Origin of the sequence: uncultured Actinomyces sp. (assembly GCF_963526355.1) — a bacterium.
Classification (GTDB): Bacteria; Actinomycetota; Actinomycetes; order Actinomycetales; family Actinomycetaceae; genus Actinomyces.
Map to the genome: position 1 here is coordinate 21,633 of NZ_CAUROW010000011.1, position 17,704 is coordinate 39,336.

Consider the following 17,704-nt stretch of genomic DNA (forward strand, 5'->3'; position numbering starts at 1 on the left):
TTCCTCTTTTATCGATCCCTTTTCCACTCACTCCTACTTCAGTCTAGGGGAACTTCAGCATGCCTGCTTCTGCCAACTCAGCGACCTACCGCGAAATACTCGACGCCACAACGAGACGCCATCCGAAGTCCATCGCGATCGAGACACCGGATGCGCAACTCACCCACGCAGAGCTGACCGAGCGAGTTGCGAACCGAGCACGACGCCTCGCAGCCGTCGGCGTGGGCCGGGGCGACATCATCGGCATCTGCCTGCACCCCGGACTCGAGATGGTGGTCAGCCAACTGGCTGTGATGTACGCAGGTGGCGCATATCTTCCGCTCGATCCGAATTACCCCGCCGAGCGACTGAGTTACATGGTCGAGGACTCGCATACGACGACGGTTATCGTCGACAACGACACCCGGGAGTACCTTCCTGCCGGAATCCGATGCCTCAATGTGAACTCTCTGCCTGAAGCAGAAGCTGAGCCCGACTCCCCCACGGTGGACGATCTCGCCTACCTCATCTATACGTCAGGCTCCACCGGCATGCCCAAAGGCGTCATGGTGACGCACGTCGGCCTCACCAACATGATCGATGGACAGCGCCGGCATATGCAGGTCAATTCCGCCTCACGCGTCCTGCAATTTGCCTCTCCGAACTTCGACGCCTCAGTGTTTGAGACCGCGATGGCATTGGGCACAGGAGCCTGCCTCGTGATCCCACCGCGTCACGAGATGTTGGGTGACGCCCTTGTCACCACGTTGAAGAATGCGGGCATCACCCACGCGACGTTGCCTCCGGCAGTTCTTCCGGGTCTGTCCCCAGAGTCACTTGATGAACTTGAGTGTTTGATTGTTGCCGGTGAGGCGTGCCCCGGGCCCATTGTCGATCAATGGTCTCGTGGGAGGCTCATGCTCAACGCCTACGGACCAACAGAGACGACTGTGTGGGCGACAGTCAGTGGGCGCCTGTCAGGCTCCGAAGCGCCTCCGATAGGTCGACCGATCGAGGGAACGCGAACCCTCGTGCTCGATGACGAGTTGCGCCCGGTAGGCCCGGGAGGCATGGGCGAGCTGTACATCGCCGGCCCCGGCCTGGCCCGCGGCTACCACGACCGCCCCGGCTTAACGGCATCGCGCTTCGTCGCCGCGCTGGAAGGCGCCCCGGGCGAGCGCATGTATCGCACAGGCGACATCGTCCAGATCCTTCCCGATGGCCAGCTCACCTTCTGTGGCCGCAGCGATGATCAGGTCAAGCTTCGCGGTTTCCGTATTGAACTGGGAGAAGTGGAGGCCGCACTGCTCAACGTCCCCGGAGTGAAGCAAGCAGCAGCGCTCGTACGTGACGACCACGCGGCACGTCGCCTCGTGGCTTACGTCGTCCCTCAGGACGCGACGGCCTCCCTGACGCCGGAGGATGTCCGCTCCGGGGTCGAAGCCGTTCTCCCCTCACACATGGTGCCGACAGTCATCGCGACCATCTCGGAGCTTCCGCTCACACCGAATGGCAAGGTCGATCGAAAGGCGCTTCCAGCCCCCGAGACCCTCACGCCTCAGCAGGATTACGTTGCCCCGCGCAACAAGGCGGAGGAGATCGTTGCTGCTGCATTCGCAGAACTGCTCGGCATCGAGCACGTGGGCATCACGAACGACTTCTTCCAACTGGGAGGAGACTCGATTCTCGCAGTTCGACTTACGTCAAAGCTGGAAAGCATTCTTGGCGTCGTACTGGAACGTCGTAGCGTTTTCACGCACCGGACGCCCGCTGCGCTCGCCGAGGCGGCGTCAACCGCTGGCGCAGTTCACGGTTTGCACCGGGTTGATCGGGGGCGGCCGTTGCCGCTCTCCACTGCGCAGCGTCGGATGTGGTTCCTGTACCAGCACGATCCGCTCAGCGCCGAGTACTACACCGGCGCAGCATACCGGTTGACCGGCCCCTTATCCGTGGAATCCTTGCGCAAGGCCCTTCGCACCGTGCGATCGAAGCACGAGTCGCTCCGTACCCGTTACATGAGCACCGCCGATGGACCGGTCCAAATCATCATGGATTCGTCCGCTGACGCCTCGATGCTGCATACGAAGGATCTGAGGACGTCGTCTGATGCGGATAAGGACGGCGACCTGCGATCAGCACTCATCGCCGAGGTCGAGAAGCCCTTCAACCTTGAGCACGACGGTCCTTTCCGCGCGCTCCTCGTGCAACTTGAGGAGGATCAGCACATCCTCGTCCTCAGCACGCACCACATCGCGTGTGACGGATGGTCCCTTGACATCATCGTTAAAGATCTCGGAGATGCTTATTCTGCTGACGAATCGTTAGACGTCTCCAGCCGCATCGATTATGCCGACTATGCCGCATGGGACGGTCAGCGCTGGTCACTGGAAGTTCTCGAGGAACGCCAGAGCTTCTGGCGCAGCGAGTTGGAGGGTCTTCCTCCGTTAAGCATTCCGACCGACTATCCGCGCCCGGCGACGCGCTCCAGTGCGGGATCTATCGTGACGGCCGACCTCGGTCGCGAGATGTCAGAGATGCTCGACGCAACCGCACGGCGTTACGGAGTAACACTTTTCACACTGCTCACCACCGCTGCGCACCTCGCTCTGGCAGGTGCGTCAGGCACCTGCGATGTCGCCTTGGGAGCGGCCTCCGCGGGCCGCGATCATCGCGACCTCGATGACGTGGTCGGCTTCTTCGTGAATCCTGTTGTTGTTCGATCCTCGATCGAGTACGACGACAATCTTGAGGAGTTAGTCGGCAAAACAGATGCTCGTATCCGTCGGGCTCTCGACAAAGAATTGCCCTTCGAGCTCGTCGTCGACGCCGTCAGCCCGGACAGAGACCCTTCAAGAAGTCCGATCATTCAGGCTCTCATCGTGCTGCAAAACGCCCACACCGGTGAGTTGAGACTATCTGACGTCGAGGTTTCACAATTCTCCTTGCCTCGAACCAGCGCCCTGTTCGACGTGGTAGTGGAGTTCGCCGTGCGGGACGGCTCCCTGCAACTGTCGATTGAATACAGTACGGCGCTCTACACACAAAGTCGTATCGAGACGCTCATCGCCTCGCTGCGTTCTTGCATCGAAGCCCTGGTCGACTCTCCTCGCACAGAGGTACACGAACTCGACCTCCTTCCGCCTGCAGAGCTGCTCCGGCTCGATCAATGGGAGGGGAACGCTCCGCCAACGTCACGACGCTCTGTCGTTGGCTTGCTGATCGCCCAGGCATCACAACACCCGGACGCCCTGGCCCTCGATGGACCTTGCGGTGCGATGACCTATTCCGAGCTGGTCGGCCGGGCGGCAGCGCTCAGTGATCGGATCGTGGAGGAGAACGTCTCCGACGAGCAACCAGTACTGCTGATGATGGAGCGCGGCAATGATGTTATCGTCGCCATGGCAGCCATCCTCATGGCGGGTTGCGCCTATGTCCCCATCCATCCTGACGATCCCAAGGAACGGGTACAGGACATTGCGGCCGACCTCGGTGCCACGCTGGCAGTCATCGGCGGCTCCGGCGCCCCATACGTGCCCGAAGGGGTCGCAGCACTGACCATCGACGCGGCCACCGTCACCCCGGAGACCGCTGTGGGGCGCATTATGCGCAGATCCGACCGGCCAGACGGGCTCGCTTACATCATGTACACCTCGGGCTCCACCGGACGCCCCAAAGGTGTCTGCGTCGACCAGAACGACATCGTCGAACTCGCCGACGACTCCCACTGGCAGGGACACGACCGCGTGTTGTTTCATTCGTCACATGCTTTTGACGCGGCGACCTACGAGATCTGGGTCCCGCTGTTGACAGGCGGTACCGTGGTGGTTGCCAGCCCCGGCCATCTCGACGCCAACGAGTTCGGGGCGCTGACGCGGGATCACAACGTCACGTCCGCGTTCGTCACATCCGCCCTGTTCAACCTCTACGCCGCGGAGAACGCAACCTGCTTCAGAGGTCTCCTCCATCTCATGACGGGCGGGGAAGCCGCTAATCCGGATAGCTTTGACATTGTCCGACGCAGTTGTCCCGAGACCCTGGTGTCGAACATTTACGGGCCGACAGAGACAACGACGTACGCCACGATGCAGTCGCTTCCGGGTGATGAGCCTGTGTCGGCTGTTGTTCCCATTGGTTGTCCTTTGGATGGTGTGGTTGCGCGTGTGCTGGACGGTGCGTTGCGTCGGGTTCCGGTGGGGTGCGTGGGTGAGTTGTACCTGGGTGGGGCGGGCGTTGCTCGTGGCTACCTGGGACGGGCAGGGCTGACGGCGGAACGTTTCGTCGCCGACCCGTTCGCTGAGGGCTCCCGCCTGTACCGCACCGGGGACCTGGTGCGGTGGAACCACGACGGCCAGCTGGAGTTCATCGGACGCGCCGACTCCCAGATCAAGCTGCGCGGATTCCGGATCGAGCTCGGCGAGATCGAGGCCGCACTGCGCTCCCTGCCAGGCGTTCGTAACGCCGTGGTCGTGGTCTCGTCTCAGGCACCGGGCGGCGCCGCTCTTGTCGCCTACGTCGTCGGGGACGACGAGTTGGCCGAGTCCTGCGACTCCGAACTGCGTGAGTCACTGGTGGGACGGCTACCGGCTTACATGGTTCCCGCAGTGATCATGCCGCTGGAGTCACTGCCCTTGACAGTCAACGGCAAGGTCGACCGCCGAGCGCTCCCCGAACCGGAGTTCACCACGACCACGGACGCGGAGCTCACCGAGCCCCGCACCGACACAGAACGGGTTCTGGCATCGGTGTTCTGCGAGGTCCTGGGCCTGGAACGAGTCGGTGTCCATGACGACTTCTTCGCTCTGGGCGGGGACTCGATCCTGAGCATCCAGCTGGTCTCACGCGCCCGTCGCGAGGGCCTGAAGATCAACACGAAACAGGTCTTCTCCCACCCCAGCGTCGCTGCCCTGGCCGAGGTCGCCACCACCACCGCCACCCCCCGCACGAGCGGCACCACCGCGATCACCGGCCCGGTCAACCCGACCCCGATCATGCGTTGGTTCCACCAGAACCACCCCGTCGGCCCCGACCAGTTCAACATGTCGATCCGCCTCGAGCTGACCAGCGCCTTCTCACCCGAGCACCTCCCCAGGATCGCCCAAGCCCTCGCCGAGCACCACGACATGCTACGTCTACGGATCCTGCCCGACGGCACCCACCTCATCCTGCCGCCCGACCAGGCAGACCTACCGGTCGAGACCGTCGATCTGACCGGCCTTGACGAGGACACCGCCACCACCACCCGCGACCACCGCATCCACCACCTCCAGACCAGCCTCAGCCTCACCAACGGTCCAGTCGCCCGCATCGCACTGTTTACCGGCCACGGCCCAGACCAACTGTTCTTCGTCGCCCACCACCTCGTCGTCGACGGCGTGTCCTGGCGAATCCTCGTCGAGGACCTGACCACCTGCCACGAACAGGCCCGCACCGGCAAACCCCTCGACCTCGGCGCCCGCACCACCAGCTTCCAGGCCTGGGCCGACCAACTCGCCACCGCCGCCCAAAACGGCTACTTCGACGACGAGATCGACCACTGGCAACAACTCACCGACATCCCCACCGACATCCCCCGCGACCACAACCACACCGGCAACGGCACCGTCACCACCCAAACCACCACAACCACCCACCTCGACCCCGACACCACCCACGCCCTCCTGCGCGAGATCCCCAACGTCTACCGCACCCAGATCAACGACCTCCTCCTGTCCGCCCTCACCCGAGTCCTACACACCTGGACCGGCCACCACACCCACCTGATCGACCTCGAAGGACACGGCCGAGAAGACCTCTTCGACACCACCGACCTATCCCGCACCGTCGGCTGGTTCACCACCATGTTCCCCGTCACCCTCACCCACACCCCCGACTGGGACACCCAGATCAAGACCACCAAACAGACCCTGCACACCATCCCCCGCCACGGCATCGGTCACGGCCTCCTGCACCACCACACCCACCACAACATCCCCGCACCCACCCCCGACCTCAGCTTCAACTACCTCGGCCGCTTCGACCACAACGGCCCACTGCACTCCCAACTCATCTTGAACAACGGAAACGAGTACCACCCCGACGAGGAAAGAGCCCACCTCCTCGACCTCGTGGCCTACATCGACCAGGACGACACACTGGCCCTGTCCTGGATCTTCTCAACCACACTCCACGACCCCAAGACCATCAACCACCTAGCCGACTCACTACTCCACGAGCTCAAGGAACTCGTCACCTTCTGCCAATCAGAGCACGCCGGCGGCGCCACCCCCTGCGACTTCCCCCTCGTCGACATCGACCAAGCCACCACCGACCGCCTCGCCACCACAACCACAGCAGACATCTGGCCCCTGACCCCCATGCAGCAAGGCATGCTGTTCCACTCCCTGCTCCACAACGACAACGCCTACCTCGAACAGATCACCCTCACCATCGAAGGCCTCGACAACCCCGAACGCCTCGCCCACGCCTGGCAACAAGTCATCGACAACACCCCCTCACTACGCGCCATCCCCACCTGGGACAACCTCACCACCCCACTACAAATCATCACCACCCACACCACCATCCCCACCACCATCCACGACTGGCGCCACAAAGACCCCCACACCCGCCAAACCGACCTCGACCAACTCCGCCTCACCGACCAAAACACCCCCCTCAACCTCACCACAGCACCCCTGATGCGACTCAACCTCATCCGCATCACCGACAACACCACCACCCTCATCTGGACCTTCCACCACATCCTCCTCGACGGCTGGAGCCTGCCCCTCGTCCTCGACGACGTCTTCACCACCTACACCGGCAACACCCCCAACCCCCGACCCAGCTTCCGCGACCACCTCGCCTGGATCACCCACCAAGACCACCAACAAGGACTCACCTACTGGCACAACACCCTCGCCAACATCGAGTCCCCCACCCCCCTGCCCTACGACGGAGACCCCAGCACACGCAGAGAAGCACGCTCACACCAACGCATCGAAACAACCCTGAACCACACCCAAACACACACCATCCGCACATTCGCCCAACAAGAAAAACTCACCATCAACACCATCATCCAAGGAGCCTGGGCCCTCCTCCTCGCCGCCCACAGCGGACACACCGACATCATCTTCGGCGCCACCACCAGCGGACGACCCGCCGACCAACCAGACATCGAAAACGCCATCGGCATCTACATCAACACCCTCCCCGTCCGCACCACCATAACCCCCCAAACCCCCATCACCACCTGGCTACACAACCTCCAAAACCACCAACTCACCGCCCGCCAACACGACTACCTCCCCCTCAACCGCATCCAAACCCAAGCCAACCTCCCCGGCAACACCCCCCTCTTCGACAGCCTCGTCGTCTTCGAAAACTACCCCGTCGACCCCAACCACCACGACAAACACGGCCTCACCATCACCCACGTCACCGCAGAAGAAGCCACCAACTACCCACTCACCCTAAGTGTCTACAGCGACAACGACATCCGGTTGATCCTCGGCTACGAACCCACCTTGCTCGAGGCGAGCACAATCCACGGCCTTCTCAACGACTTCGAGCAGATCCTTGTCTCACTGACTCAGGACGGAGATCGGCCGCTTGCCCAGGTCACTGGTGTGTCCGACGACCGCACAGCCACCTTCGCCGATGGTGGTTGCACGCCCATTGCTCATCGCAATGTTGTCGCGCTTCTCAAGGAGCAGGTCCGCCGCACCCCCGACGCACCAGCACTCATCACCACCAGCGGCACCCTGTCCTATCAAGAGCTGTACGACCGAGCAGCCCGAGCAGCCCACGCACTGGCGGCGAACGGCTCAGTACCCGGCTCGAGAGTCATGCTGGCCATGGGCCGAGGCCCCCGCGTAGTAGTCGCCATGCTCGCAACACTGATGGCGGGCGGAACTTACGTCCCACTGCATGACGCAGTTCCAAGCGATCGCATCGCCCAACTCGCGCAGACACACGACGTCTCCATCGCGATCGTCGGCACGGACAGTGAAGATCGTCTTCCTCCCGATATGGCAGTCGTCGAAATGGCTGAGGACGGGACGGTGCATGGCACCTACGAGGACAGCCCGCTCATGGGCACCACATCTCACCCGAACTCACCGGCCTACATCATGTTCACCTCGGGCTCCACCGGTCGGCCGAAGGGAGTCGTGGTATCGCACCACAACATCGTTGCACTTGCTAGTGACCACCGTTGGGCCGAGGAGCACGAAAGAGTACTGTTCCACTCCCCGCACGCCTTCGACGCGGCGACCTATGAGATCTGGGTCCCCCTGTTACGAGGAGGGACCATCGTGATCGCCCCTCCAGAGGGACTGTCATCGCAGTCACTCAGCGAGCTAGTCACCCATCACGACATCACAGCAGCCTTCCTCACGACCGCACTGTTCAATCTGTTCGCTCAGGAGCACCCCTCCTGCTTCGCAGGCCTGCGCCAGGTCTGGACAGGTGGGGAAGCAGCGGATCCCCAGTCGTTCGTCCGTGTCACGGAGGCATGCCCGAACACCGTCGTACAACACGTCTACGGACCGACGGAGACAACCACGTTCGCCACCACCACCCGCATCACCCGGGATCAAGCCGCCACCGGCTCCTGCCCCATCGGAGTCCCCATGGACAACACGATCGCCCGGGTCCTCGACACGAGCCTACGGCAGACCCCGATCGGGGCGATCGGTGAGTTGTACATCGCCGGCGCAGGCAACGCGCTGGGATACGACGGCCGTCCAGACCTCACCTGCGAGCGTTTCGTCGCCGACCCGTTCGCTGAGGGCTCCCGCCTGTACCGCACCGGGGACCTGGTGCGGTGGAACCACGACGGCCAGCTGGAGTTCATCGGACGCGCCGACTCCCAGATCAAGCTGCGCGGATTCCGGATCGAGCTCGGCGAGATCGAGACCGCACTGCGCTCCCTGCCAGGCGTAGCACTCGCAGTTGCCTCGGTCGTCACCCAGCCGTCAGGAACCAAGGTCCTCATCGCACACGTAACGCTCGACCACGGGGACGACGCCGATACACAGGCCATGCGCGCCGCTCTGGCGGTGGACCTGCCTGAGTACATGGTGCCGACTGCAATCATCGTGACCCCCTCCTTACCTCTGAACGCCAATGGCAAGGTCGACCGCCGAGCCCTGCCGTCCCCGGACTGGGACAGCTTGGGAACAACCGACTTCGAGGAACCGGAGACGCCGACTGAGGAACTTGTGGCGGAGATCTTCTCCCGAATCCTGAACCGCGAGCATGTCGGCCGACATGACAACTTCTTCGACATCGGCGGCGACTCCGTGAAGAGCATCCAGGTAGCGAGCGAGATCCGCCAAGCATTGGACGTATCGATGCCAACGCGCGCCCTGTTCGACAGTCAAACAGTCACGTCCTACGCGGAGGCCGTGGAGGACCAACTTCTGAGCAACCTTTGAGAGACGTCTACCAACAGGAACCAGAGACATGAGCGAGATGCCAGGCAGAACCACCGACCGATCCGGAGTTCGGGACGAAATCATGCGCAGGCTCAAGGGCCGCGCAGAACGCCGAGACGAGGTAGCTGTCTTACCGCGTTCAGGCCCACTGGCACTGTCCCACGCCCAGCAACGTCTATGGGTGCTCGACCAGATGGAGCCCGGGCGCACAGACTACAACTCAGGATTCGCGCTCGACCTCAGAGGCCAGTTAAATGTATCGGCGCTCAGCCGGGCAATGACAGCACTGGATTACCGCCACGAATCACTGAGAACCACCTTCACAGAGGTGGATGGAGAGGCGTATCAGATCATTGGCACACCTTCACCAGTCGTTTTAACACCTGTGAATATCGAACCGTCCCAGGTCGCGGATGCCGTCGCTGAGGCCTACAGCACCGCATTCGACCTGACATCGGGACCGTTATGGCGCCACCATCTCTTCCGTACGGGGGATGACCATCACGTCCTGCTCGTCGTCATTCACCACATTGTCACCGATGGATGGTCGATGGGAATTCTCCAGCAGGAGCTGAACTTCCTGTATCGCGCTGCGATCGCAGAGACGGACATCGGCACCGCTGATCTTGCCGCGACCCTCCCGCCCCTGCCGTTCCAGTATGCCGATTATGCCGCTTGGCAACGCGCTCGTCTGTCCGGTCCGGCTTTCGACGCCTCGCTGCAGTATTGGAAAGACAAGCTCGCAGGGGCACCGACAGTTATCGATCTGCCACATGACCGCCCTCGCCGCAGCCCACGCATCGCGCGCGGCGCCAGCCACCGCATAAGAATCGGAAGTGACACGACAGCCCGACTACATGCTCTCGCAGAGGAGGAGAGCGCGAATACCTACATGATGCTCCTGACTGCGACATGGATCGTCATGTCCCGATGGTCTCGTCAGAGCGAGATCGTGCTCGGCACCGTCGCCTCCGGTCGCAATGACCCCCGACTGCAACCACTCGTGGGGTTCTTCGTCAATACGCTCGCCCTGCGAGGCATCGTCGACGAGTCGCAGTCTTTCCGCGAGAACCTACGTCGCACGCGCGAGGAGGTACTCGAGTATTTCGACCATGCCGATATCCCCTTCGATGCTGTCGTGGACGCGGTACTCGACGACCGGGATCCAGCTATCCCCCCGCTTGTGCAAGTAGCGCTCGTCCTCCAAAATGTTGGTGGCGTCACTCCTGAGCTCGGCGACCTCGACGTCTCAACCTTCCCCGTGCGCCGAGAGCAGTCCGTCTTCGACATCACAATCGAGGTTCTCGAGTCCGACGGCTGCCTCGACGTGTCATTCGAGTTCGATCTCAACTTGTTCGATGAGACCACGATCGGGAGGATGGCTCACGACCTTGAGACTGTCCTGCGCCAGGCTCCCGTCCCCTCCCCCCTACGAGCACAACCGCTCGGCACCGGAGGGTCCACCCCACTGTACGGACCCGAGGCACCACCCCCCGCCACCCTGACTGAGTTGTTTGCGGCTCAAGTGGCCGACTCACCGGATGCGCCAGCAGTCGTCGGAACCGACACGGCACTCACCTACTCCCAGCTCGATGAGCGAGCAGCCTGCCTCGCAGGCCACTTTCTGGCTCAGGGCCTCGAGCCCGGCGACCACCTCGGAGTCTGCCTACCGCGCAGCCCTGAGATACTCATTGCGTTCCTCGCCTGCCTCTACGCGAAGATCGTGTACGTTCCCCTGGACCCCGAGTACCCAGAAGACCGTCTGGCATTCATGACGGCCGACGCCCAGATGTCGGCGGTGCTCACATCTGACGACCTGGCAAGCAAGCTCCCACAGGACGTAGACCGCATCCAGATGGGTGAAGGTGCGCCGACACGCATGAGCAGCCAGGTGGATCAGCCCGCCTATATGATCTACACCTCCGGATCCACGGGTCGCCCCAAGGGTGTGCTTCTCGGTCATCGCGGCTTCGCCGCTGCGTCCGCGATGCAGCGGGACACATGGGGCATTGGCCCCGGCTCACGGGTACTGCAATTCGCCTCGCCCAGTTTCGATGCGTCGGTCTACGACTTCGTCATGACGCTGACTCGAGGAGCAACCCTGGTGGTTCCAACGCAAGCGATGCTCGAAGGGTCTTCCCTGCGCTCTACGCTCACCGACTTTGAAGTGACGCACGCGACTATCCCTCCGGCGCTCGTCGCGGCCCTGGAGGACGAGGATCTCGCCGGGGTCACCACGCTGATCCTGGCAGGAGAGTCCTGGGCCGGTGAACTCGTCGCCCGATTCGGCTCGACCCGTGCAGTCCACAACGCTTTCGGTCCGACCGAAGCCACGGTCTGCGCCTCAGTGTCGGCGCCCCTTCAAGGACTGTCCGGCAGCGATGTTCCGCCACTTGGTGAGCCGATACCCGGATGCCGCCTGCTTCTCCTGGACCGCTGGTTGCGCCCAGTGAGCGACGGAATCCCCGCCGAGCTGTACATCAGTGGCGGCGGTCTCGCCCTGGGCTACTGGGACCGAGCCGGCTTAACGGCAGAGCGTTTCGTCGCAGACCCTTACGGTCCGCGCGGGAGCAGGATGTACCGGACCGGCGACTTGGTGCGGCGCCGGCCCGATGGAACGCTCGAGTTTCTGGGACGCACCGACGACCAGGTCAAGATCCGCGGTTACCGCGTCGAGCTGGGCGAGGTCGAGGGCAGACTGTCCTGCCTCGACGGAGTCGACCGTGTCATCGTCACTCTGGCTAGTGGCGCCAGCGGCAGTCATCAACTCGTCGCTTACGTGCTGCCATCACATGACAGCGAGGTCGCCCCCGACTCTCTGGCGGCGGCGGCCGCCACGATACTGCCCGACTACATGGTCCCCACGGCCTTCGTCGTTCTATCAGAAATACCATTGACGCCCAACGGCAAGGTGGACAAGAAGGCACTTCCAGCCATCAACTGGTCAGGACTCGACAGCGAGGAATTCATAGCACCGTCAACCGACACCGAGCGAAGGTTGGCAGCGGTATGGTGCGATCTGCTGGGCCTTGACCGAGTGGGGACGCAGAGCAACTTCTTCCGAATCGGAGGAGACTCCGTCACCGTGGTGCGGTTGGTCGCGAAGATCACCAAGGAGTTCGGGGACCGGCTCCCGGTGCGTGCGATATTCGACAACCCGACGATCAGCGAGATCGCCGTTCTGCTGGAACAACGAGGCGACGCCTGTGCCGAGTCGACGCCCGCCCTCAAGCGCGCCGACGACGCCGAGCACCACCCCCTCTCCGCCGCTCAGCGCCGACTGTGGTTCATGCAGATGCACGACCCCGACGACGTCTCCTACAACTCAGGCACCGCGCTTCGATTGCGCGGTCTGGATCCCCTCGTGCTCGAGAAGGCTCTGCAAGGCCTACTCGCTCGACATGAGTCACTACGGACAGTGTTCACCAGCGACAAGAGCGGTCGCCCCTCGCAAGTCGTCCTGCCCGTGCCCACGAGCGCGATTCTCCAGCACACCGACCTCAGTCACTTAACCGCCACCAATCGTGACGAAGCCGTCGCACGTCTTGTCGAATCGTTCATGTGCGAGCCTTACGACTTGGCCACCGGCCCTTTGCTCCGTTGCCTGCTGGTCCAGACGGCACCCCAGGAGCACGTCCTCGCCATCGGCATGCATCACATCATCATGGACGCTTGGAGCTTGTCAGTCATCACGCGCGACCTTATGAAGTTGTACGCGCTGTACCGCGATCACGACACCTCCCTCACGCTGCCGCCCACATCACTGAGTTACGTCGACTACGCCGCTTGGCAAGAGCAATTCATGAGGTCGCCGAAATTTGACGAAGGGATCAAATTCTGGCAGGAACGGCTCGTCGACCTCGATCCCCTGGAGCTCCCGACCGATCATCCCCGCCCCAGCGTCCGCGCAGGCCGAGGAGGGACTCATGTCTTCAACATCCCAGTCCCGACCGTCGCAGGCCTGAAAGATTTGGAGCAGGAGTCGGGAGCCACACTCTTCATGCTTCTGTATGTTGGAACGCTCCTGACCTTCGCGCGCCACTCCGGACAGAAGGACATTGCTCTTGGAACCGTGACCTCCGGCAGAGACCACGTTGAGCTTGAGCACTTAGTCGGCTTCTTCGTCAATACGATCGCGCCTCGGGTATCAATCCACGAGGACGAGGATGTGTGTACCTTGGTCTCAAGAGTGCGCGATCACCTGCTAGATGCGTTCCACTACGCCGACATTCCGTTCGACGCCGTGGTGGACGCAGTATCACCTAAACGTGACCTATCCCGCCCCACATTGGTACAGGCCCTTGTCTCCCTGCAAAACACGCCGGCGGAAGAGGGCTGGGTCCTGGACGGCGTTGATGTTGAGGAGTATCCAATTCCTCGAAACTACTCCTTATTCGATCTCAGCGTCGACTTCATGGAAACCAACGGAGAACTCACCGGCGTCGTCGAATATGACGCGGACCTGTTCGACCTCGAGACGATCACTGACTTCGCAGAGCATCTTGTAACGGTTTTACAGGACATCTCCGCACACCCGGAACGACAGGTTCGCAATGTTCCTCTCATGTCCCAGAACAACACAGCAGATGTTCTCGCAGCCAGTTCCACTCCAGCCACCGAGGACACGTCACCTCTTCCCGATCTCCTCCTTTCACGATGCGCCGAGGAGCAGCCGGACAAGCCCGCTGTGACAGCCAATGGAGAGACGGTGTCGTTCAGCGATCTCACTGCACGCGTCCGTCGTGTGGCCGCCGGGCTCTCAAGGAGAGGTATCGGTCCCGGCGATCGGGTCGCAACCGTGATGTCACGCTCTGTCGACGCGGTGGTCGGCATCTTAGCCGTTCTGCGGGCCGGAGCAGCATACATACCCGTCGACCCCAAGGGGCCTGCCGATCGGGTGCACCACATCCTCAGACAGTCTAGAACAGGTGTTGTACTCACCGACGTGAACGACCAGGTGGTGCGCGCACTCGTTGGTGGTGACACGTGTGTTCTGCATGTCAGCCGGCTTCAGAACGAGGAAGAGGATATTCCGGCCACGACGCGCCGGCCACTCCCCTCCGACGCCGCGTACATCATCTACACGTCAGGGTCGACCGGCAAGCCGAAAGGCGTCGTAGTCACCCGAGCCAATGTCGCCGCCATGCTCGCAGCGTATCGCAGCGCGATCCTCGATGAGGTTGACAGTCTCGACCCGGACCGTGAGCTCACCGCGGCTCACCTGTCGTCCTGGACCTTCGATGCCTCCTGGGACCCACTGGTATGGCTCCTCAACGGCCACCACCTCCACGTCATCGACGAAGACACTCGAACCGACCCCGAGGCGCTGTGCGCCTATCTAGATCATTCCCGCATCGACTACTTCGACACCACCCCCTCGTACCTGGGGCAGCTCGTCAACGCAGGACTTCTCGACCAGGACCACCACCGTCCGACCGTCCTCACCGTCGGCGCTGAGGCTCTCGACAGCGCGCTATATCAAAAGCTCGCGTCCACCGGCATCACCGCCGTCTTCAACTTCTATGGGCCGACGGAGAGCACAGTCAACAGCACTGTATGGCGAGTGACCGGAGGACAGAGACCACTGATCGGCCGTCCCGTATCCGGCCTCACAGCCTATGTACTCGACGACCAGCTCCGGCCTGTGCCGATCGGCGTCCGCGGAGAACTGTACCTACATGGAGCCAGTGTTGCCGCGCACTACGACGACGCACCACGATTAACGGCAGAGCGTTTTGTTGCGTGTCCATGGGCGATAGGTGAACGCATGTACCGCACAGGCGATGTTGTGCGCTGGACAAGAGAAATGCAGCTCGAGTTTCTCGGGCGCAATGATGACCAGGTCAAGGTCAGAGGATTCCGGATCGAGCTGGGTGAGGTCGAGAACGCGTTATCGACGTTGCCAGACGTGGCGAGGGCGGCAGCAATGGTGCGTGAAGACGTCCCAGGTGTCCAACGCCTCGTGGGATACATCGTGCCGGCCCCTGGAAGTTCTCCAGAAGTCAGCGAGATGAAGAGGGCGCTACGTGAGATCGTGCCCGAGTACATGATTCCCCATGCACTGATGAGTCTTGACTCCATCCCCTTGAACTCCGCCGGAAAGACTGCGCGAAATCTGCTTCCCCCACCGCCAGATGCGGCATTCGACACCAGTGCGTTCGTCGCCCCCGAAGGCGAGACGCAGACCCGACTAGCAGCCATCTGGGCAGAGCAGCTGGGGATCAGCCGTGTCGGAGTGCGGGACAATTTCTTCGACCTCGGAGGCGACTCCATCCTGAGCATTCGCCTGGTGTCGCAGATTCGCGCCGCAGGCTGGGAGGTGACCACCAGAGATCTTTTCACCAATCAAACCATCGAGTCACTCGCCGCCATACTTGACGGCCGCTCTTCAGCTATACCGAGCAGCACAGAACATGAGGAGGTCAAAGGCCCTGTGCCCGCGTCACCGATCAGCCATTGGTTCTTCGACACGCATACACAGGCCCCGCAGCACTTCGACATGTCCTTACGTTGCGAACTGGCGGACGGTCTCAACACCGAGCGCCTGCAGGAGTCCCTTCTGAAACTAGCCCACAATCACGATATGCTGCGAATGCGCGCCTATCGAGATGATGACGGTTGGCATCAGCACCTTGATGGTCCCGCAAGCCAGACATTGGTGAGCATCATTGACATTGGTGAACATTCTGCTGATGACGTGGCACGCGAGTGCGCGATGAGAGAGCGTCGCCTGGACAGACTTGAGAGCGGGCCCTTGTTCGAGGCATTCATCCTCGTTCATGACAGGCACCCCCGCGAGCTCATCCTCAGTGCTCATCATTTGGTGGTGGACGCCGTCTCCTGGCGGATCCTCCTGGACGACCTTCAAGAGATATACACCAACGGCACAACCGGACACCCGCCAACCACATCGTTCTCCGCATGGATGGAACATCTTGTCAACCACACGCGCGCTGGAGCATTCGAGGACGACGTTGACGACTGGGTCGACATCGTCGATCGAGTCCAGCCGATTCCCATCGACATGGACGGCGGACCACATGATGTCGCCTCCGAACGCACTATCACTGCATCAGTCCCACTGGACACGACCGATCATCTTGTTCGAGAGGCACCAGGAATTCTGCGCTGCAAAGTCGACGACATCTTGTTGGCCGCCCTAGCCCGCGTAATAACCGAATGGACACAAAGAAAGGAAATAGTTATCGAGAAAGAAGGTCACGGTCGGATCGATCTATTCGATGACGTCGACCTGTCCTGCACAGTGGGATGGTTCACAACACTCTACCCACTCGCCATCGAGCTGCCGACCTCCGAAGCATGGCGCGACATCGTCAAGAGCGTGAAGCGACAAACCAATAGGACTCCAGAAGGAATCAGCTACGGAGCCCTGCGCTACCTACGGGACGAGCAAGATCCCGCTCTCATTCCTCAGACTCCCATTCCCATCGCATTCAACTACCTGGGACGTTTCGGCGGACAAGATCAGGGGGATGGGATCGTGACCCGAATGCTGCCATCACCGGGATTCGACCACGATCGAAGTGAAAGGCGATCGAATCTTCTCGACATCACTGGCGCGCTCACCGATGGCGCTCTCATTTTCAACTGGACCTACTCGGCATCCCGCCACCACCAACGAACGATCCAGCGCCTGGCTGACGACTACGTAGCGGCACTGACCGAGCTGGCCGACTACACAACCGCCCTACGGCGCCCACGGAACCAAAATTGACCCACCCGACACAAGAAGGAAGTACCACATCATGAGCACCAACCCATTCGAGAATGATGACGCTCTCTACCACGTGCTGGTCAACGACGAGGGCCAGTATTCACTATGGCCGAACTACGCTCCCGTCCCCGCAGGGTGGAAGCAGGTTCTGAGCGACGCATCACGCTCCGACGCGCTGGCCTATGTCGAGGAGAACTGGACCGACATGCGCCCGAACAGTCTGATCCAGGCCACTATGGAATGACCCCACCATCCGGGCAGTGGGGCGAAGGATTGACATCCTCCACCATATCCCTGGCCCACGAATCCAATCGCAAACGGTTCGTTGTCACGCCCCAGGGACACCGTGGGATTTCCCGCCGAATCAAACGGCTGAGCCTCCACCACACCCATCAGGCCCCCGGCCACCACGCCACCTGCCCCGATTCCGCCTACCACTCGTCCTGCCCCCTGCGGCCACCTTTGATTGCTTCACAGCACATCACGACGCGACGTTTTCATATCTCATCCGAGATACGTCCCCACCATATTCAGCCTGTGTTCCGGGTTGCCGGTTCCATCAGCATCA

At 61.8% G+C, this 17,704-nt stretch carries 3 protein-coding genes; all 3 read left to right on the forward strand.

The window, feature by feature from the left end; translation table 11 throughout:
- Nucleotides 1-59 precede the first annotated feature (59 nt).
- The 3 genes from RWR81_RS04505 to RWR81_RS04515 are packed head-to-tail and all read left to right on the forward strand — an operon-like array spanning nt 60 to nt 17,380.
- Nucleotides 60-9,401, forward strand: a complete 9,342-nt coding sequence (locus tag RWR81_RS04505; RefSeq protein WP_314455043.1) for a non-ribosomal peptide synthetase — start codon at nt 60-62, stop codon at nt 9,399-9,401.
- A gap of 28 nt (nt 9,402-9,429) precedes the next feature.
- Nucleotides 9,430-17,136, forward strand: coding sequence for a non-ribosomal peptide synthetase (locus tag RWR81_RS04510; protein ID WP_314455046.1), 7,707 nt, complete (start codon nt 9,430-9,432; stop codon nt 17,134-17,136).
- Between the two features lie 31 nt (nt 17,137-17,167).
- Entirely contained in the window at nt 17,168-17,380 is a 213-nt protein-coding gene (locus tag RWR81_RS04515; RefSeq protein WP_314455050.1) for an MbtH family protein, read from the forward strand.
- Nucleotides 17,381-17,704: the final 324 nt, after the last annotated feature.